Source organism: Ruania halotolerans, from assembly GCF_021049285.1.
Lineage (GTDB): Bacteria > Actinomycetota > Actinomycetes > Actinomycetales > Beutenbergiaceae > Ruania > Ruania halotolerans.
The window spans coordinates 3,370,598-3,389,621 of sequence record NZ_CP088017.1 but is presented as its reverse complement, the minus strand read 5'-3'; the positions used below and the strand labels follow the sequence as shown (position 1 = coordinate 3,389,621).

Genomic DNA, 19,024 nt, shown 5'->3' with positions numbered 1-19,024 from the left:
CCGTGATGACGGCTCACCCCTCCTGGCGCACTGCCCGGAGGTTCCCAGTGGGAGGGTCCGCGCGGACCCCTACCACGACTGCTGATACAAGGAGAAGCAGATGGCAACGCGCAGCAAGAGCTACCGCAAGGCGACCGAACTGGTCGACCGTTCCGAGTTGTACACGCCCACTGAGGCCGTGCAACTCGCGAAGAAGACCGCCAGCGCCAAGTTCGACGAGACCGTCGAGGTCTCCTTCCGGCTCGGGGTGGACCCCCGTAAGGCCGACCAGATGGTCCGCGGCACTGTCAACCTGCCGCATGGCACGGGTAAGACCGCGCGAGTGATCGTCTTCGCCACCGGCGACCGGGCCGAGCAGGCGATTGCCGCCGGGGCCGACGAGGTGGGTGGAGACGAACTCATCGAAAAGGTGGCCGGCGGCTACACCGCCTTCGACGCAGCCGTGGCCACGCCCGATCTGATGGGCAAGGTCGGTCGGCTGGGCCGCGTCCTCGGCCCCCGCGGGCTCATGCCGAACCCCAAGACCGGCACCGTGACGATGGACGTGACCAAGGCTGTCACGGACATCAAGGGTGGCAAGATCGACTTCCGCGTCGACAAGCACGCCAACTTGCAGTTCATCATCGGTAAGGCCTCGTTCTCTCAGGACCAGCTGGAGGAGAACTATGCGGCCGCACTGGAGGAGATCCTGCGACTCAAGCCGTCCTCGTCCAAGGGGCGCTACATCACCAGGGCAGTGCTGAGCACCACGATGGGGCCCGGTATCCCGCTGGATGCCAGCTGACCAGACCCAGCTGAGCCTTCGACGGCCCAGGTTCCGCTACGGCGGGGCCTGGGCCGTTCGTCATACCGGCGACCGGATCGACGCGACTGTGCTCCACCTCACCGACAGTGAACTTGGACTCTGCCGGCCCAGGCGCTACTGTGGTCTTTGCCTTAGACCGCAGGTCCCCCGTCACTATGGCAGGGGTTAAGTCCGCACAAGCGGAGCCAGCGCAGGTGTACCGTGATCTGCAGAACAACCCCGCATCCTCGTATGCGGAGGAATCTCAGGCCCCGTGCATCTGCGCGGGGCCTTCGTCATGTGTGAACCTGGCCGGCGGCACATCACGGAAGGAGGGCTCATGGCACGGCCTGACAAAGCTGCGGCTGTCGCCGAACTGGCAACGAAGTTCCGCCAGTCACCGGCAGCGGTCCTGACGGAGTACCGCGGGCTCACCGTTGCCCAGCTCCAGGAGCTGCGCACGACGCTCGGCAGCACCACCAGCTACGCCGTGGTGAAGAACACGCTGACCAACCTTGCCGCCAAGGAAGCCGGGGTCGACGCGTTCGACGGCCAGCTCTCCGGACCAACGGCCATCGCCTTCGTCGAAGGCGACCCGGTCGAGGCGGCCAAGGGTCTGCGCGACTTCGCCAAGGCGCACCCCAACCTCGTCGTCAAGGGGGGCGTCCTCGATGGGCGCGCCCTGAGCGCCGAGGACATCACCAAGCTCGCGGACCTTGAGTCCCGTGAGGTGCTCCTGGCCAAGGCCGCGGGCGCCATGAAGGCCAAGCTGCACCAGGCGGCCTACGTCTTCAACGCTCCGGCCTCCAAGGCGGTGCGCACTATCGAAGCCCTGCGTGAGAAGCAGGCGAGCGAGGTTGCGGCCTGACGGCCTCATCCTCACCACCCCCACCCCACTGCTTCTCGCGTCTCGCGCAAGCAGGCACAACAGGAAGGAACGCCCCTCATGGCGAAGCTCAGCACTGACGAGCTCATCGATGCTTTCAAGGATCTGACCCTCATCGAGCTCTCGGAGTTCGTGAAGCAGTTCGAGGAGACCTTCGAGGTCACCGCCGCTGCGCCGGCCGCCGTGGCCGTTGCCGGTGGCGCCGCCGCCGGTGGTGGCGAGGCTGCCGCTGAAGAGGAGAAGACCGAGTTCGACGTCATCCTCGAGAGCGTCGGCGACAAGAAGATCCAGGTCATCAAGGAGGTGCGCGCCCTCACGAGCCTCGGCCTGAAGGAGGCCAAGGACCTGGTGGACGGCGCTCCCAAGCCCGTCGTCGAGGGCGTGGACAAGGACGCCGCCGACAAGGCCAAGGAGGCCCTCGAGGGCGCCGGGGCGACCGTCTCCCTCAAGTGATCAGGGCGAGCGGCCCGGTTCGCCGGCCCGCTCGCACCGGCACATCGGGCTGACCTGCCGCGACGACGAGGCCCGCACCTGTGGGGTGCGGGCCTCGTTTGGCGTCTAGTGTCGGTCCGCACCAGGGCCCAGGTGCCCTGCGTTCTGCGTGGACGAACCACCCGGATCGATCCGCGCTCCAGCCTGCTCCTGGACAGCGCCCCGCCCAGCGGGTATGCTGTCGCTTTGCGCTGTCGTCTGCCCAGCCCACCCTCTCCAGAACCTCTCGCTGTGCCATGCCGGTCGGTAGACCGGGCATCGGCGTCAGGGTCGGAAGTGGTGCTCTTGGCGGGCGTGAGCGCGTGTGCTCACAATTCGTAGGGAAGGACCCCTCTTGGCTGCCTCGCGCACCCCTACTGCTCCGACTGCTGACGCTATCGCCCAACGCACTGCCTCTCGCCGAGTATCTTTCGCGAGGATCCACGAGCCGCTTCAGGCTCCGGACCTTCTCGGCCTCCAGACCGACAGCTTCGACTGGCTGCTCGGAAACGAGAAGTGGCGCGCCCGGGTTGAGGCTGCAGTCTCCTCCGGCAACAACGACGTGACCACCACATCGGGCCTGGAGGAGATCTTCACCGAGATCTCCCCGATCGAGGACTTCGGCTCCACGATGTCGCTCTCGTTCCGGGACCACCGCTTCGAGCCGCCGAAGTACACGGCTGAGGAGTGCAAGGAGAAGGACTTCACCTTCTCCGCACCGCTGTTCGTGACGGCGGAATTCGTCAACTACACCACGGGTGAGATCAAGTCTCAGACGGTCTTCATGGGCGAGTTCCCGCTGATGACCGAACGAGGAACGTTCATCATCAACGGCACCGAGCGGGTCGTCGTCTCCCAGCTCGTGCGCTCGCCCGGCGTGTACTTCGAGCGCACTCCGGACAAGACCTCCGACAAGGACATCTTCACCGCCAAGGTGATCCCCTCGCGTGGCGCTTGGCTCGAGTTCGAGATTGACAAGCGGGACGCGGTCGGCGTGCGCGTGGACCGCAAGCGCAAGCAGTCGGTGACGGTGTTCCTCAAGGCGCTCGGGATGACCGAATCCGAGATCCGTGAGGAGTTCGCCGACTACCCGACCGTGCTGGAGACCCTGGAGAAGGACGCGGTTCACACCCAGGACGAAGCCCTGCTGGACATCTACCGCAAGATCCGCCCGGGCGAGCCGCCCACGGTCGAGGCCGGCACCGCCCTGCTGGACAACTTCTACTTCAACTCCAAGCGCTACGACCTCGCCAAGGTCGGCCGGTACAAGATCGGCAAGAAGCTCGGTGTTGACGCAGATCTGGCGAACTCCGTGCTCTCGCTCAGCGACGTTGTCGCCTCGATCAAGTACATCGCCGCGTTGCACAAGGGTGAGACCGAGATCCCGGGCGTGCGGCACGGGGAAGCCGTGGCTGTGCGCGTGGAGACCGACGACATCGACCACTTCGGCAACCGCCGGATCCGCGCCGTCGGTGAACTGATCCAGAACCAGGTGCGCACCGGGCTGTCCCGGATGGAGCGCGTGGTTCGCGAGCGGATGACGACTCAGGACGTCGAGGCGATCACCCCGCAGACACTGATCAATATCCGCCCCGTGGTGGCGTCCATCAAGGAGTTCTTCGGCACCAGCCAGCTCTCCCAGTTCATGGACCAGAACAACCCGCTCGCCGGGTTGACGCACAAGCGGCGTCTGTCCGCGCTCGGACCGGGAGGACTCTCCCGCGACCGCGCCGGCATGGAGGTCCGTGACGTGCACCCGTCCCACTACGGTCGGATGTGCCCGATCGAGACCCCTGAAGGCCCGAACATCGGTCTGATCGGTTCGCTCGCAACCTACGGCCGGATTAACCCGTTCGGCTTCATCGAGACGCCGTACCGGAAGGTCGTCAAGGGCAAGGTCACCGACCAGGTGGACTACTTGACCGCTGACGACGAAGACCGGTTCGTCATCGCCCAGGCGAACGCCCCGCTCACCGAGAGCGGCCGATTCGCCGAAGACACCGTGCTGGTTCGGGTTCGCGGCGGTGAAGCGATCGATATCCCTGCCGACACTGTGGACTACATGGACGTCTCGGCACGCCAGATGGTCTCGGTGGCGACGGCGATGATCCCGTTCCTCGAGCACGACGACGCCAACCGCGCCCTCATGGGCGCGAACATGCAGCGTCAAGCCGTGCCGCTGGTCCGGTCGGAGGCACCGCTGGTAGGTACTGGCATGGAACGGCGTGCGGCCGTCGACGCCGGTGACGTGATCGTGGCGACCAAGCCCGGTGTGGTCACTGAAGTCTCCGCCGACGCCGTCGTGGTGGCCGGTGATGACGGCACCACGATGACCTACCGGGTGGCGAAGTTCCGCCGGTCCAACCAGGGCACCTGCTACAACCAGCGGGTTCTCGTGGAGGAGGGTGCGAAGGTCTCCGAGGGCTCCGTGCTGGCCGACGGACCCGCCACCGACGAAGGCGAGCTCGCGCTCGGACGCAACCTGCTGGTCGCGTTCATGTCCTGGGAAGGGCACAACTTCGAGGACGCGATCATCCTCTCTCAGCGGCTGGTGCAGGACGACGTGCTCTCCTCGATCCACATCGAGGAGCACGAGGTCGACGCGCGCGACACCAAGCTGGGACCGGAGGAGATCACCCGGGATATCCCGAACGTCTCCGACGACGTGCTCGCCGATCTCGACGAGCGGGGCATCATCCGGATCGGTGCCGAGGTCGGCGCCGGTGACGTGCTCGTCGGCAAGGTCACGCCCAAGGGTGAGACCGAGCTGACCCCGGAGGAGCGCCTGCTGCGCGCGATCTTCGGTGAGAAGGCGCGTGAGGTCCGCGACACCTCGCTGAAGGTGCCGCACGGTGAGTCGGGCACGGTCATCGCCGTGCGCGAGTTCAACCGCGAGGACGGCGACGAGTTGCCCCCGGGCGTCAACCAGCTGGTGCGGGTCTACATCGCCCAGCGACGCAAGATCACCGACGGCGACAAGCTCGCTGGCCGGCACGGGAACAAGGGTGTGATCTCCAAGATCCTGCCGATCGAGGACATGCCGTTCCTCGAGGACGGCACCCCGGTGGACATCATCTTGAACCCGCTCGGCGTGCCGGGCCGGATGAACGTCGGCCAGGTACTCGAGACGCACCTGGGCTGGGTTGCCAAGCAGGGTTGGGACGCCGGGATCGAGCAGGCGAAGAACGGTGAGCTTCCCGCGTGGGCCGCTCACCTTCGGCCCGAAGCCCTGGTGAACGAGCCGGGCACGACGGTCGCAACGCCGGTGTTCGACGGTGTGCGCGAGGACGAACTGCAGGGTCTGCTGGAAAGCACCCGCCCGACCCGAGATGGCGACCGCCTGGTCGATGCCACCGGGAAGGCGCGGATGTTCGACGGCCGTTCTGGGGAGCCGTTCCCGATGCCGATCGCGGTCGGGTACATGTACATCCTCAAACTGCACCACCTCGTGGACGACAAGATTCACGCCCGCTCCACCGGCCCGTACTCGATGATCACCCAGCAGCCACTCGGCGGTAAAGCACAGTTCGGTGGTCAGCGATTCGGCGAGATGGAGGTGTGGGCTCTGGAAGCGTACGGAGCGGCGTATGCCCTCCAGGAGCTGCTCACCATCAAGTCCGACGATGTCCCCGGCCGCGTGAAGGTGTACGAGGCAATCGTCAAGGGCGAGAACATCCCCGAGCCCGGTATCCCCGAGTCGTTCAAGGTGCTCATCAAGGAGATGCAGTCCCTGTGCCTGAACGTGGAGGTGCTCAACTCCGACGGCACCTCCATCGAGATGCGTGACACCGACGAGGAGGTCTACCGCGCTGCTGAAGAGCTCGGTATCGACCTCTCCCGTCGCCCCGACGCGAGCAGCGTCGAAGAGATCTGAGTGGCCGCTGAGGCACTGCGGTGCCGTCACTGAGACGGCACCGCAGTGAACCAGCCGAACTCGACCTGATTCGTTCCACACGGTGCTCCACCGAAGGAAGTAGGAAAATTGCTCGACGTCAACGTCTTCGACGAGCTGCGTATCGGTCTCGCGACCGCGGACGAGGTCCGCGCTTGGTCGCACGGTGAGGTGAAGAAGCCGGAGACCATCAACTACCGCACCCTCAAGCCTGAGAAGGACGGCCTCTTCTGCGAGAAGATCTTCGGCCCCACTCGGGACTGGGAGTGCTACTGCGGAAAGTACAAGCGCGTCCGCTTCAAGGGCATCATCTGCGAGCGCTGCGGTGTGGAGGTCACTCGCTCCAAGGTCCGCCGCGAGCGGATGGGGCACATCGAACTGGCTGCACCTGTCACGCACATCTGGTACTTCAAGGGTGTCCCGTCCCGGCTGGGCTACCTGCTCGACCTGGCGCCGAAGGACCTGGAGAAGGTCATCTACTTCGCCGCCCACATGATCACCTGGGTTGACCAGGACGGTCGTCACGACGACCTGCCGAGCCTGCAGAACGAGATCGACCTGGAGAAGGACGAGATCACGAAGAAGCGCGATCTGGACATCGCGCAGCGGGCCGAGCGGCTTGAAGCCGACCTGGCGGAGCTGGAGGCTGAGGGAGCCAAGGCCGACGCCCGTCGCAAGGTGAAGGACTCGGCCGAGCGGGAGATGGCGCAACTGCGTAAGCGCGCCGACGCCGAGCTCGACCGCCTCGAACAGGTGTGGGACCGCTTCAAGAACCTCAAGGTCTCCGACCTTGAAGGCGACGAACTGCTGTACCGCCAGCTCCAGGACCGCTATGGCAACTACTTCGAGGGCTCGATGGGTGCCGGCGCGATCCAGAAGCGCTTGGAGACCTTCGACCTGGCGGCGGAGGCGGACTCGCTGCGCGAGACCATCCGCTCCGGCAAGGGGCAGCGCAAGACGCGCGCACTCAAGCGCCTCAAGGTCGTGAACGCGTTCCTCACCACGAACAACTCCCCGCTGGGGATGGTGCTCGACTGCATTCCCGTGATCCCGCCTGATCTGCGCCCGATGGTGCAGCTCGACGGTGGTCGATTCGCCACCAGTGACCTGAACGACCTCTACCGCCGCGTGATCAACCGGAACAACCGGCTCAAGCGCCTGCTCGACCTGGGGGCGCCGGAGATCATCGTCGCCAACGAGAAGCGAATGCTGCAGGAGGCCGTGGACTCGCTGTTCGACAACGGCCGCCGTGGCCGCCCGGTGACTGGACCGGGCAACCGGCCGCTGAAGTCGATCTCCGACATGCTCAAGGGCAAGCAGGGACGGTTCCGGCAGAACCTGCTCGGTAAGCGCGTCGACTACTCCGGCCGTAGCGTCATCGTCGTCGGACCGCAGCTGAAGCTGCACCAGTGTGGTCTGCCGAAGCAGATGGCGTTGGAGCTGTTCAAGCCGTTCGTGATGAAGCGTCTCGTGGACCTCAACCACGCGCAGAACATCAAGTCCGCCAAGCGGATGGTCGAGCGAGCGCGGTCCGTGGTGTGGGACGTCCTCGAAGAGGTCATCACCGAGCACCCCGTGCTGCTCAACCGTGCACCCACGCTGCACCGCCTGGGCATCCAGGCATTCGAACCGCAGCTCGTCGAGGGTAAGGCCGTCCACCTGCACCCGCTCGTGTGCGGCGCGTTCAACGCCGACTTCGATGGTGACCAGATGGCTGTGCACCTGCCGCTCTCGGCGGAGGCACAGGCCGAGGCGCGCATCCTGATGCTGTCCTCGAACAACATCCTCAAGCCGTCCGACGGTCGCCCGGTGACCATGCCCTCACAGGACATGATCATTGGCCTGTACCACCTCACCTCCGACAAGGAGGGCGAGGTTCTCGGAACCGATCGCTCGTTCACGTCGGTGGCCGAGGGCATGATGGCCTTCGACGCGAAGCAACTGGACCTGAACGCTCAGATCACCATCCGGCTGGAGGGCTTCGTGCCTCACCCGGAGTGGGAGGCGCCGGAGGGATGGGAGCCCGGTCAGTCCGCCGTGGTCAAGACCACGCTCGGCCGAGTGCTGTTCAACGAGACGCTCCCGGTGGACTACCCGTTCTTCAACGAGGTGGCTGACAAGAAGTCGATCTCTGCGATCGTCAACGATCTCGCCGAGCGGTACCCGAAGGCGGTCGTGGCAGCCAGCCTGGACGCGCTCAAGGACGCCGGCTACTACTGGGCCACGCGCTCGGGTCTGACCATCTCGATTTCCGATGTCGAGGCTCCAGAGGGCAAGGCCGCGATTCTCGCTGAGTTCGAGGGCAAGGCGGCCAAGGTGCAGGGCCAGTTCGACCGCGGACTGCTCACTGACGACGAACGCCGTCAGGAGCTCGTGGAGATCTGGAACCAGGCAACGGACCAGGTCGCCACGGCGATGCGGGAGAACTTCACCTCGCAGAACCCGGTGAACCGGATGGTCAAGTCCGGTGCCCGTGGTAACTGGATGCAGGTGCGGCAGATCGCGGGTATGCGTGGCCTCGTGGCCAACCCGAAGGGTGAGATCATCCCGCGTCCGATCAAGTCGAACTACCGTGAAGGCCTCTCTGTTCTGGAGTACTTCATCGCCTCGCACGGTGCCCGTAAGGGGCTGGCGGACACCGCCCTGCGGACCGCCGACTCCGGGTACCTCACTCGGCGTCTGGTGGACGTCTCCCAGGACGTCATCATTCGTGAGGAGGACTGCGGCACTGAGCGTGGTCTCACCCTGCCCATCGCCGAGAAGTCCCCTGCCGGGGATGTGCGGCGTGCGGACACGGTGGAGACCAGCGTGTACGGGCGGACGCTGGCCGGACCGGTCGAGGGCCCGGACGGTACGGTGCTCGGTGAGGGCGGTCAGGACGTCGGTGACGTGCTGATCGAGACTCTGCTGAGTGCCGGTGTGGAGCAGCTCAAGGTGCGCTCCGTGCTCACCTGCGAGTCGCGCGTTGGCACGTGTGCCAAGTGCTACGGCCGCTCCCTCGCCACTGGACTGCTCGTGGATATCGGTGAAGCCGTCGGCATCATCGCCGCTCAGTCGATCGGTGAGCCCGGTACGCAGCTGACGATGCGGACCTTCCACACCGGTGGTGTGGCGAGCGCGGAGGACATCACGCAGGGTCTACCCCGCGTGGCCGAGTTGTTCGAGGCCCGCACGCCCAAGGGTGAGGCCCCGATCACTGAGGTGGCCGGCCGGGTCGCCATCGAAGACACCGATCGGGCTCGTCGGATCGTCGTCACGCCCGACGACGGCAGTGAGGAGTTCACCTATCCGGTGACCAAGCGTTCCCGGCTGATGGTGCGCGACGGAGACCGGGTGACCGTCGGGCAGCAGCTCGTGGCCGGTGCCGTCGACCCGAAGAAGGTGCTGCGTATCCTCGGCCCGCGTGCCGTGCAGAAGCACCTGGTCGACGAGGTGCAGGAGACCTACCGCAGCCAGGGTGTGGACATCCACGACAAGCACATCGAGGTCATCGTGCGGCAGATGCTGCGCCGCGTGACCGTGCTCGATTCGGGTGAGTCCAAACTCCTGCCGGGTGAGCTCGCCGAACGTGGCCGGTTCGAAGACGAGAACCGTCGCGTGGTGTCCGAGGGCGGTCAGCCGGCCTCAGGGCGTCCCGAGCTCATGGGTATCACCAAGGCCTCCCTGGCGACGGAGTCGTGGTTGTCCGCGGCCTCGTTCCAGGAAACCACCAAGGTACTCACCGAGGCTGCGATGAGCGGTCGTTCCGACTCGTTGCTGGGCCTCAAGGAGAACGTCATCCTCGGTAAGCTCATCCCTGCCGGAACGGGCCTTCCCCGGTACCGCAACGTCCGGGTGGAGCCCACCGAGGCGGCCAAGGCGGAGATCTACCCGAGCTTCGGGTACGACGAGATCGACTACGGCCCTGTTGCCGACGGCGGTGAGTCGATCGCCCTTGAAGAGCTCGACCTCGGTCGAGGCTTCGAGGCGGACTTCCGCTGAGCGAACCGCCGCTGAGCGATCAGCGCTGACCGACGGCCCGGCACCCGCACAGGGTGCCGGGCCGTCGGCGTCTGTGGCACCGCTGGGGCCGGTACCGTGCGGCATGGTGAGCCCAGGGGAGGGTGCAGGACCCAAGCGGTGGCGGATGCGTGCCAGGTTTGCTGACCCGAGCGCCCCGCCGGTGCTGCTGCTACGCAGACCCGCGGACGCCGTCGGGCTGCTCGACGCCTTGGGGTGAGAAGATCACGCGCCGGTGTACAGGCGCCGGACGACGTGCTCGATATCCGGCTCCTCGATGGAGAGGTCCCGCACCTCGGTGCGGGCGGAGACAGCTGCGAGCACGGCCGCCGCAGTGGTCTGCCCTGGCAGCAGCGCCAGCCGCTGCCGCAGCCCGTCATCCTCCTGCCGCACCAGTGTGGTCCCGGGGATGCCGGTGAGCGGGGGAGTAGGTGCGGCGAGGTCCAGGACCAGTTCGCGGTGCGCTCCCACCCGCTCCACGAGCCCCGCCAGTGTGCCGTCGAAGACGAGCGTGCCTGCGTCCACCACCAGCACTCGCTCGGTGAGCCGGTCCACATCGTCCATGTCGTGCGTCGTCAGCAGCAAGGTGGTGCCGTGGGCGGCCCGTTCGGCGATGAGGAACTGCCGCAGGCGCTCCTTGCTGAGCACATCCAGCCCGATGGTTGGTTCATCCAAAATGAGCAGCTCGGGGGAGTGCAGCAGGGCAGCCGCGATCTCCCCGCGGATGCGCTGCCCGAGGCTGAGCTGACGCACTGGGGTGTCCAGGAAGGTACTCAGGTCGAGGCGATCGGCAAGCTCAGCCATCCGCGTCTCTCGCGCGCTCCTGCTGAGCCGATGAATCGCGCCGAGCGCCGTGTACGACTCCGACAACGGCAGATCCCACCACAGTTGCGAGCGTTGGCCGAAGACCACCCCGATTCGTCTCGCGAGCTCACGCCGCCGCGTCACCGGGTTCAGCCCGCATGTACGTACCGTGCCGTGGGTGGGCACCAGAATCCCGGTGAGCATCTTGATGGTGGTCGACTTCCCGGCACCATTGGCGCCGATATAGCCGACGGCGGAACCTCGCTCGATCTGTACGGTCAGGTCGGTGACCGCGTGGGTGATCCGGCGGGTGCGGCGCAGCCCGCGGCCGTGGCGCACCACGAAGTCCCGGCTGAGCCCTTCGGTGATGATCATCGGTTCGTCTGCTGATGCGGTCATGATCCAGTTCCCGTGTAGTGGCGCAGGCCCGCGCGCCAGCCGAGGAGGGCCACGGTCCACGCGAGTGCGGCTGCCAGTGGGGCGAACCAACCAAGTACGGCGGGGGTCAGCGCAGGTCCGGCGTGCCCGAGCAGCACTAAGGTGGGCAGGTAGGCGGTGAACGCGGCCGGGATCACGAACGTGAACAGCACCCGCATCGGAAGGGTGAAGATCGACGTCGGGTAGGACGCGGCGTAGGACCCACCATAGGTGAATGCGTTGGCGAACTCGCCGCCCTCGACAAGCCAGAACTGCACTGCGGCGGCGCAGACGAACAGGGCGGCGAAGATCGCTGCCCCGGTCACCGGCGTGAGTGCAGCCAGCAGCGCCAGCGCCGGCGTCCACGCGATGTCGGCCTGAGCGAGAGCCACCACGCCGATCACGAGGGCGAACGCGGTGCGCCCGAGGCGTCGTAGCTGCAGATCGCTCGTGATCAGCTGGGCGAGCACCGGTAGCGGGCGCAGCAGGAAGGCATCCAGCGTTCCGGTACGAATGTACTGGGGAAGTGTGTCCACGTGGCCGACCACCATATCCGCGATCGAGAACGAGATGTTGGCCAGTGCGAACAGCAGAGCCGCACCGGCGAAGTCGAGTTCACCGAGCACGGTGATGGAGGAGAAAATCACGTACACCTCGGCAAACTCGAGCGCGCCGATCGCCACCGAGCCGAGGACGTCGAGCACGAAGGAACGGCGGTAGGTGAGTTGGGCTCGAAGGCGTGATCCGAGCAGCACGCGGTACGGAGCGAGGTCAGCCACCCTGGACCACCACACGCCGGACGCCGGCCGCGAATATCAGTCGTCCGACGAGCAGCAGGCCCACAGCCCAGGACGCCTGCTCGAGGAGTAGCCACGCTGCGTCCGTTGCGGTGGCACGGCCGGTGACGATGTCGATCGGGTACTGGAGCATCGCTGGGAAGGGTGCACAGGATGCGAGGGTGGCGAGCCAGTCCGGGAACCAGTGCACGGGGACCACGAGTCCGCACAGAACGTTGGAGGAGACGAGATAGAGCGTGTTCAGCCCGCGCAACTCCATCAACCAGAAGGCCGCCAGGTTGAGCAGCCAACGGCACGCGAAGGAGACGACGACGGCGAGGGTCAGGCTGGCCAGCCCGATCAGGTATGGCTGCGGGTGGGTGGGTAAGGCCAGCCCGGTCACCAGTGCGCCCGCGAGTACAGGTGGCGCACCGCGTGGCACGAGCTGGAAGGCCGCGCGGCCCAGGTCAGCGGCGAGGTAGCCCCACTGAGGATCGATCGGGCGGGCCAGGTCGATCGCCACGTCCCCGCTTCGGATACGCAACGCGAAATCGGACCATCCGAAGAGGTGCACGGTGGAGAGGAAAGCCTGGGCCAGCCAGGCGTAGGTCGCACCGGTGAGTGGGTCGTACCCGGCGAGCGTGCCACCGGCGGCGCCAATGGCACCCATCGTGATCGCCGCTTTGATGAGCCCGAACACGCTGTTGGTGAACGCCCCGGCGGCGGCGGCGAGGCGATAAGATGACCATCGACGAAAGCCCAGCACGGCGTACTGGAGCAGCGCGGCCACAAGCACGAGAACTTACCGCCAGCGCTCAGCGCGGTCAAGAGCCACCCATGGATGCCACTGGCGTCCGCGCACGGTAGTGTTTCCCGCCACATCCGGCCCCGGTGCCTTTGACCTGGTTGGCTCGCCCGGAGTACTCTGGTCGGCAGTGCCCGCTCTGTCGGGCCCTCGCGTGCGCGCCGAACCGACTCGCTGTCCCTGCAAGGGGATGCTGGCCGGGGGGCGTGCGGTGGTTTTCCACCACGTGGACGCGAGCACGACTTACTCCCTTGTGTAGCGGTGTGCGGTCGTGCAGTGATCCAGGAGGTGGCGACACGCCCGAGCGCGGGGGACTGATCGGGGGGTTCATCCGGCGCCATACGCCGACAGGATCGACCCCGATCGCTTTTCAACCAGATCACAGAGCAGTCAGATCGTTCGAGACGGAGATGTAGTGCCCACCATTCAGCAGCTGGTCCGTAAGGGCCGCAGCCCCAAGGCCGGAAAGCAGAAGACGCCGGCCCTCAAGGGGAGCCCCCAGCGCCGCGGCGTGTGCACGCGTGTGTACACCACCACCCCGAAGAAGCCGAACTCGGCTCTGCGGAAGGTGGCGCGTGTGAAGCTCTCCAGCGGCATTGAGGTCACCGCGTACATTCCCGGCGTGGGTCACAACCTCCAGGAGCACTCCATCGTGCTGGTTCGCGGTGGTCGTGTGAAGGACTTGCCTGGTGTGCGCTACAAGATCGTGCGCGGCGCCCTCGACACCCAGGGCGTCCGCGGCCGCCAGCAGGCTCGCAGCCGTTACGGCGCGAAGAAGGAGAAGAAGTAATGCCTCGTAAGGGCCCGGCCCCGAAGCGGCCGCTCGTCGTTGATCCTGTCTACGGGTCGACCACCGTCACCCAGCTCGTGAACCGCGTCTTGCTCGACGGTAAGAAGTCGACCGCGGAGCGGATCGTGTACGGCGCCCTCGAGGGCGTCCGTGAGAAGACCCAGACCGAGCCGGCCGTGGTGCTCAAGCGTGCGCTGGAGAACGTGCGACCCACCCTCGAGGTGCGGTCTCGTCGCGTCGGTGGCGCCACGTACCAGGTTCCGGTCGAGGTGCGCACCTCGCGCCAGACGACCCTCGCCCTGCGGTGGCTCGTGGACTATGCCCGCGCGCGCCGCGAGAAGACGATGACCGAGCGGCTCATGAACGAGATCTTGGACGCGTCCAACGGTCTCGGCGCCGCGGTCAAGCGACGCGAGGACACCCACAAGATGGCTGAGTCCAACAAGGCCTTCGCGCACTACCGCTGGTGATCGTTCGCCGACGGGCACCGGCTACCGGCGCGGCCCTCGGCGCGATTCACCCACTGACCACGCTCGCACCGACCAGAAGAGAGCAACTGTGGCACAGGACGTGCTGACTGACCTGAACAAGGTCCGCAACATCGGCATCATGGCGCACATCGATGCAGGCAAGACCACCACCACCGAGCGGATCCTGTTCTACACCGGGGTCAACTACAAGATCGGTGAGACCCACGATGGTGCCTCCACGACTGACTGGATGGACCAGGAGAAGGAACGCGGCATCACCATCACCTCCGCCGCGGTGACCTGTTTCTGGGACAACAACCAGATCAACATCATCGACACTCCCGGGCACGTCGATTTCACCGTCGAGGTGGAGCGGTCCCTGCGTGTGCTCGACGGTGCGGTCGCGGTGTTCGACGGCAAGGAAGGCGTGGAGCCACAGTCGGAGACGGTCTGGCGCCAGGCCGACAAGTACGACGTGCCGCGCATCTGCTTCGTCAACAAGATGGACAAGCTCGGTGCGGACTTCTACTTCACGGTCGACACGATCGTCAGCCGCCTAGGCGCCACGCCGCTGGTGATGCAGCTGCCGATCGGCGCCGAGAGCGAGTTCGTCGGTGTGGTGGATCTGATCTGGATGAAGGCGCTGGTCTGGCCCGGTGACGCCAAGGGTGACGTGACCATGGGCGCCGAGTACGAGGTCCAGGAGATTCCGGCGGATCTGCAGGAACGGGCCGAGGAGTACCGCGCCAAGCTCGTCGAGCAGGTGGCTGAGTCCACCGAAGAGCTGATGGAGAAGTACCTCGAAGGTGAGGAGATCACCAACGACGAACTCATCGCGGGTATTCGCGAGCTGACCATCACTTCGCAGGCGTACCCGGTGTTCTGCGGCTCGGCCTTCAAGAACCGTGGTGTCCAGCCGATGCTGGACGCCGTGATCTCCTACCTCCCCTCGCCGTTGGATGTGCCGCCGATGATCGGTCACGCTCCGAACGATGAGGAGACTGAGGTCATCCGCAAGCCTGCCGAGGACGAGCCGTTCTCCGCACTGGCATTCAAGGTCGCAGCACACCCGTTCTTCGGGCAGCTCACCTTCATCCGCGTGTACTCCGGCACCTGTAAGCCCGGTACGCAGGTCCTGAACTCCACCAAGGGGAAGAAGGAGCGCATCGGGAAGCTGTTCCAGATGCACGCCAACAAGGAGAACCCGGTCGAGGAGTTGCACGCCGGGCACATCTACGCGGTGATCGGTCTGAAGGACACGACGACCGGTGACACGCTCACCGCGGCCGACGCTCCCGTCATCCTGGAGTCGATGTCCTTCCCGGATCCGGTGATCTTCGTGGCGATCGAGCCGAAGACCAAGGGCGACCAGGACAAGCTCTCCACGGCGATCCAGAAACTCTCGGCCGAGGACCCGACGTTCACGGTGAACCTGAACGACGAGACTGGCCAGACCGAGATCGGCGGCATGGGCGAGCTCCACCTGGACATCCTGGTGGACCGCATGAAGCGCGAGTTCAAGGTTGAGGCGAACGTCGGTAAGCCGCAGGTGGCCTACCGCGAGACGATCCGCCGCGCAGTCGAGAAGTTCGACTACACCCACAAGAAGCAGACCGGTGGGTCCGGACAGTTCGCCAAGGTGCAGATCACGTTCGAGCCGCTGGACTCGGCCGAGGGCGAGATGTACGAATTCGAGAACAAGGTCACCGGTGGCCGGATCCCGCGTGAGTACATCCCCAGCGTCGACGCCGGCGTGCAGGATGCGATGGGAACCGGTATTCTCGCCGGCTACCCGGTGGTGGGCGTCAAGGCGATCCTTCTTGACGGCGCCTACCACGATGTCGACTCCTCGGAAATGGCATTCAAGATTGCTGGCTCGATCGCATTCAAGGAAGGCGTCAAGCGTGCCGACCCTGTGCTGCTCGAGCCGGTCATGGACGTCGAGGTGCGGACCCCGGAGGAGTACATGGGGGACGTGATCGGCGACCTGAACTCGCGGCGTGGACATATCCAGTCGATGGAGGACGCCAGTGGCGTTAAGGTAGTTCGCGCCTTGGTGCCGTTGTCCGAGATGTTCGGATACATCGGCGACCTGCGGTCTCGGACCCAGGGTCGTGCGGTGTACTCGATGCAGTTCAGCAACTACGCCGAAGTTCCTCGGAACGTTTCCGAGGAGATCATCAAGAAGACCCGGGGCGAGTGAGTCCCACAGGTCGACCTGCTTCACCAATCACCAACCGACCCGTAGGACGCACCAGCTCCGAGTGGGTGATCGAAGGTCACCCCCACGCTGCGTACAACTACCCGAGTTCCAGGAGGAACACCAGTGGCGAAGGCCAAGTTCGAGCGGAACAAGCCGCACGTCAACATCGGCACGATCGGTCACGTCGACCACGGCAAGACGACGCTGACCGCTGCCATCTCGAAGGTGCTGGCTGACAAGTACCCCGAGGTGAACACCGCGGCCGCGTTCGACGCGATCGACAACGCTCCGGAAGAGCGTCAGCGTGGTATCACCATCAACGTCTCGCACCAGGAGTACCAGACGGAGAAGCGCCACTACGCGCACGTCGACGCTCCCGGGCACGCGGACTACATCAAGAACATGATCACCGGTGCTGCGCAGATGGACGGCGCAATCCTCGTGGTCGCGGCCACGGATGGCCCGATGGCGCAGACGCGTGAGCACGTCCTGCTCGCACGTCAGGTCGGCGTGCCGTACCTGCTCGTCGCCTTGAACAAGGCCGACATGGTCGACGATGAGGAGATCCTCGAGCTCGTCGAGATGGAGGTCCGCGAGCTGCTCTCCAGCCAGGAGTTCCCGGGCGATGATCTGCCGGTCATCCGCGTCTCCGCGCTGAAAGCGCTCGAGGGCGACGCCGAATGGGTCAAGTCCATCGAAGACCTCATGGAGGCTGTCGATGAGAACGTGCCGGACCCGGTGCGTGACATCGAGAAGCCGTTCCTGATGCCGATCGAGGACGTCTTCACCATCACCGGTCGCGGCACCGTCGTCACCGGTCGTGTGGAGCGCGGTCAGCTCAAGGTGAACGAGGAGGTGGAGATCGTCGGTATCCGTCCGTCGCAGAAGACGACCGTGACGGGTATCGAGATGTTCCGCAAGCTGCTCGACACCGCCGACGCCGGCGAGAACGTCGGTCTGCTCCTGCGCGGGACCAAGCGTGAGGACGTCGAGCGCGGTCAGGTCGTTGTGAAGACCGGGTCGATCACCCCGCACACCAACTTCGAGGCCCAGGTCTACATCCTGGCCAAGGACGAGGGCGGCCGACACAACCCGTTCTACTCGAACTACCGTCCGCAGTTCTACTTCCGTACCACGGACGTCACGGGCGTCATCGAGCTGCCCGAGGGCACCGAGATGGTCATGCCGGGTGACAACACCGAGATGACGGTCGAGCTGATCCAGCCGATCGCCATGGAGGAGGGCCTCGGCTTCGCCATCCGTGAGGGTGGACGTACCGTCGGTTCCGGCCGTGTGACCAAGATCCTCAAGTGACCTTGAGCTGATCTCGTCGGGTTCTGCCCGGCACAGGAGAAGGCCCGTCGGCCGCGCCGACGGGCCTTCTCCACGCCCCGCCCGCCGGCCGCTGTGGCCCATCCCACCCTCTGCGGACTTGGGTAAATGCGGGCAGGTGTGGCAGACTAACCAGGTTGCCTCGTGCACGAGGTGCGGACGAACGTGTGCATCACCCGATCTTGATCGGTCTGAGTGCAGGCGCACGATCCCGCCGGGCCAGGCAACCATCCTGTTCGGTTCGATCCTGACTGCTCCACTGTGAGCAGGCGGGGGAACCACACAAAGTCATCTTCCGACCGGCACCTGAGGGTGTACGCCGGTGGGTACGTGTCCGAAAGTCGCGACACGCCCGAGCGCGGGGGTCGGTCAGTTGCGGTACGAAGAGAGAGAGTCAGACGACGCCATGGCGGGACAGAAGATCCGCATCCGGCTCAAGTCCTACGACCACGAAGTCATCGACAGTTCGGCACGCAAGATCGTCGACACGGTGACACGCGCTGGTGCAACGGTCGTGGGCCCGGTGCCGCTGCCAACCGAGAAGAACGTGTTCTGCGTCATCCGTTCTCCGCACAAGTACAAGGACAGCCGTGAGCATTTCGAGATGCGGACGCACAAGCGGCTGATCGACATCGTGGACCCGACGCCGAAGGCGGTCGACTCGCTCATGCGGCTCGACCTTCCGGCTGACGTCAACATCGAGATCAAGCTCTGAGGACCCAGTCATGACTTCACTTCCCCAGCAGTCCGAGCGCGTCGTCAAGGCGGTGCTCGGCACGAAGCTCGGCATGACCCAGGTGTGGGACGACGATGGTCGTCTCGTGCCGGTCACCGTCGTGCGGGTGGGCACCAACGTCGTGACCCAGATCCGCACCGCCGATGTGGACGGCTACTCGGCCGTCCAGCTCGGCTTCGGGCAGATCGACCCGCGCAAGGTGACCCAGCCGCTCAAGGGCCACTTCGCCAAGGCAGGTGTGACGCCCCGTCGTCACGTCGCCGAGATCCGCACGGCCGATGCCGGCGAGTACGCACTCGGTCAGGAATTGACCGCGGAGACGTTCGACGCCGGTGCCGTGGTGGACGTGGTGGGTACCACGAAGGGCAAGGGCTTCGCCGGTGTGATGAAGCGTCACGGCTTCCACGGTGTGGGCGCCTCGCACGGTGCGCACCGGAACCACCGCAAGCCGGGATCCATCGGAGGGGCCGCCACGCCATCGCGCGTGTTCAAGGGCCTGCGGATGGCCGGTCGAATGGGCCACGAACGCCAGACCACCCAGAACCTGACCATCCACGGTGTGGACGCTGAGAAGGGCCTGTTGCTCGTCTCTGGTGCCGTTCCGGGCCCCAAGGGCGGCCTGGTCGTGGTTCGTACCGCCGCAAAGGGGGCCTGAATCC

Annotated in this window: 15 protein-coding genes; 12 read left to right on the top strand and 3 right to left on the bottom strand. The window is 65.6% G+C overall.

Going from position 1 to position 19,024, the window contains the following annotated elements; translation table 11 throughout:
- Nucleotides 1–100: 100 nt before the first annotated feature.
- The 6 genes from rplA (at nucleotide 101) to LQF10_RS19405 (ending at nucleotide 10,252) form a co-directional block, all read left to right on the top strand.
- Complete coding sequence (gene rplA, locus LQF10_RS15220; RefSeq protein ID WP_231064669.1) at nucleotides 101–784, top strand: 50S ribosomal protein L1; 684 nt, start codon at nucleotides 101–103, stop codon at nucleotides 782–784.
- A 340-nt stretch (nucleotides 785–1,124) separates the two neighbouring features.
- The gene (gene rplJ / locus LQF10_RS15215; protein WP_231064668.1) at nucleotides 1,125–1,652 is read left to right on the top strand and encodes a 50S ribosomal protein L10; all 528 of its coding nucleotides are present in this window, start codon (nucleotides 1,125–1,127) and stop codon (nucleotides 1,650–1,652) included.
- Nucleotides 1,653–1,730: 78 nt separating this feature from the next.
- The gene (gene rplL / locus LQF10_RS15210) at nucleotides 1,731–2,123 is read left to right on the top strand and encodes a 50S ribosomal protein L7/L12 (protein WP_231064667.1); all 393 of its coding nucleotides are present in this window, start codon (nucleotides 1,731–1,733) and stop codon (nucleotides 2,121–2,123) included.
- A gap of 373 nt (nucleotides 2,124–2,496) precedes the next feature.
- A complete protein-coding gene (gene rpoB / locus LQF10_RS15205) occupies nucleotides 2,497–6,015 on the top strand; it encodes a DNA-directed RNA polymerase subunit beta (RefSeq protein ID WP_231064666.1) in 3,519 nt (1,172 codons plus the stop codon).
- Nucleotides 6,016–6,123: 108 nt separating this feature from the next.
- A complete protein-coding gene (locus tag LQF10_RS15200; RefSeq protein WP_231064665.1) occupies nucleotides 6,124–10,014 on the top strand; it encodes a DNA-directed RNA polymerase subunit beta' in 3,891 nt (1,296 codons plus the stop codon).
- Between the two features lie 103 nt (nucleotides 10,015–10,117).
- Nucleotides 10,118–10,252: a hypothetical protein gene (locus tag LQF10_RS19405; RefSeq protein WP_290371107.1), complete on the top strand. Its 135-nt coding sequence runs from the start codon at nucleotides 10,118–10,120 to the stop codon at nucleotides 10,250–10,252.
- A gap of 5 nt (nucleotides 10,253–10,257) precedes the next feature.
- On the opposite strand, the gene LQF10_RS15195 is transcribed toward LQF10_RS19405, so the two are convergent.
- Genes LQF10_RS15195 through LQF10_RS15185 form a run of 3 tightly spaced genes read right to left on the bottom strand, consistent with a single transcriptional unit; the run spans nucleotide 10,258 to nucleotide 12,825 of the window.
- Nucleotides 10,258–11,235: an ABC transporter ATP-binding protein gene (locus LQF10_RS15195; RefSeq protein ID WP_231064664.1), complete on the bottom strand. Its 978-nt coding sequence runs from the start codon at nucleotides 11,233–11,235 to the stop codon at nucleotides 10,258–10,260.
- The gene (locus LQF10_RS15190) at nucleotides 11,232–12,032 is read right to left on the bottom strand and encodes an ABC transporter permease (RefSeq protein WP_231064663.1); all 801 of its coding nucleotides are present in this window, start codon (nucleotides 12,030–12,032) and stop codon (nucleotides 11,232–11,234) included. Before LQF10_RS15190 ends, LQF10_RS15195 begins: the two co-directional genes overlap by 4 nt.
- Nucleotides 12,025–12,825 carry an ABC transporter permease gene (locus tag LQF10_RS15185; protein WP_231064662.1) on the bottom strand — a complete coding sequence of 267 codons (801 nt, stop codon included), beginning with the start codon at nucleotides 12,823–12,825 and terminating at the stop codon, nucleotides 12,025–12,027. Before LQF10_RS15185 ends, LQF10_RS15190 begins: the two co-directional genes overlap by 8 nt.
- 424 nt (nucleotides 12,826–13,249) lie before the next feature.
- On the opposite strand from LQF10_RS15185, the gene rpsL reads away from it, so the two are divergent.
- The 6 genes from rpsL to rplC all read left to right on the top strand — a co-directional run bounded on the left by rpsL (nucleotide 13,250) and on the right by rplC (nucleotide 19,020).
- Entirely contained in the window at nucleotides 13,250–13,624 is a 375-nt protein-coding gene (rpsL, locus tag LQF10_RS15180) for a 30S ribosomal protein S12 (protein ID WP_231064661.1), read from the top strand.
- Nucleotides 13,624–14,094, top strand: coding sequence for a 30S ribosomal protein S7 (gene rpsG / locus LQF10_RS15175; protein WP_231064660.1), 471 nt, complete (start codon nucleotides 13,624–13,626; stop codon nucleotides 14,092–14,094). Before rpsL ends, rpsG begins: the two co-directional genes overlap by 1 nt.
- An 88-nt stretch (nucleotides 14,095–14,182) precedes the next feature.
- Entirely contained in the window at nucleotides 14,183–16,297 is a 2,115-nt protein-coding gene (gene fusA, locus LQF10_RS15170; protein WP_231064659.1) for an elongation factor G, read from the top strand.
- A 123-nt stretch (nucleotides 16,298–16,420) separates the two neighbouring features.
- Complete coding sequence (gene tuf / locus LQF10_RS15165; protein ID WP_231064658.1) at nucleotides 16,421–17,611, top strand: elongation factor Tu; 1,191 nt, start codon at nucleotides 16,421–16,423, stop codon at nucleotides 17,609–17,611.
- 424 nt (nucleotides 17,612–18,035) lie between these two features.
- Entirely contained in the window at nucleotides 18,036–18,344 is a 309-nt protein-coding gene (gene rpsJ / locus LQF10_RS15160) for a 30S ribosomal protein S10 (RefSeq protein WP_006946210.1), read from the top strand.
- Nucleotides 18,345–18,354: 10 nt separating this feature from the next.
- A complete protein-coding gene (gene rplC, locus LQF10_RS15155; RefSeq protein WP_231064657.1) occupies nucleotides 18,355–19,020 on the top strand; it encodes a 50S ribosomal protein L3 in 666 nt (221 codons plus the stop codon).
- Nucleotides 19,021–19,024: the final 4 nt, after the last annotated feature.

Coding starts and splice junctions, on each gene's coding strand:
- rplL (WP_231064667.1), top strand. CDS start 1,731: ATGGCGAAGCTCAGCACTGACGAGCTCATCGATGCTTTCAAGGATCTG.
- rplA (WP_231064669.1), top strand. CDS start 101: ATGGCAACGCGCAGCAAGAGCTACCGCAAGGCGACCGAACTGGTCGAC.
- rplJ (WP_231064668.1), top strand. CDS start 1,125: ATGGCACGGCCTGACAAAGCTGCGGCTGTCGCCGAACTGGCAACGAAG.
- rplC (WP_231064657.1), top strand. CDS start 18,355: ATGACTTCACTTCCCCAGCAGTCCGAGCGCGTCGTCAAGGCGGTGCTC.
- rpsJ (WP_006946210.1), top strand. CDS start 18,036: ATGGCGGGACAGAAGATCCGCATCCGGCTCAAGTCCTACGACCACGAA.
- LQF10_RS19405 (WP_290371107.1), top strand. CDS start 10,118: ATGGTGAGCCCAGGGGAGGGTGCAGGACCCAAGCGGTGGCGGATGCGT.
- rpsG (WP_231064660.1), top strand. CDS start 13,624: ATGCCTCGTAAGGGCCCGGCCCCGAAGCGGCCGCTCGTCGTTGATCCT.
- LQF10_RS15195 (WP_231064664.1), bottom strand. CDS start 11,235: ATGACCGCATCAGCAGACGAACCGATGATCATCACCGAAGGGCTCAGC.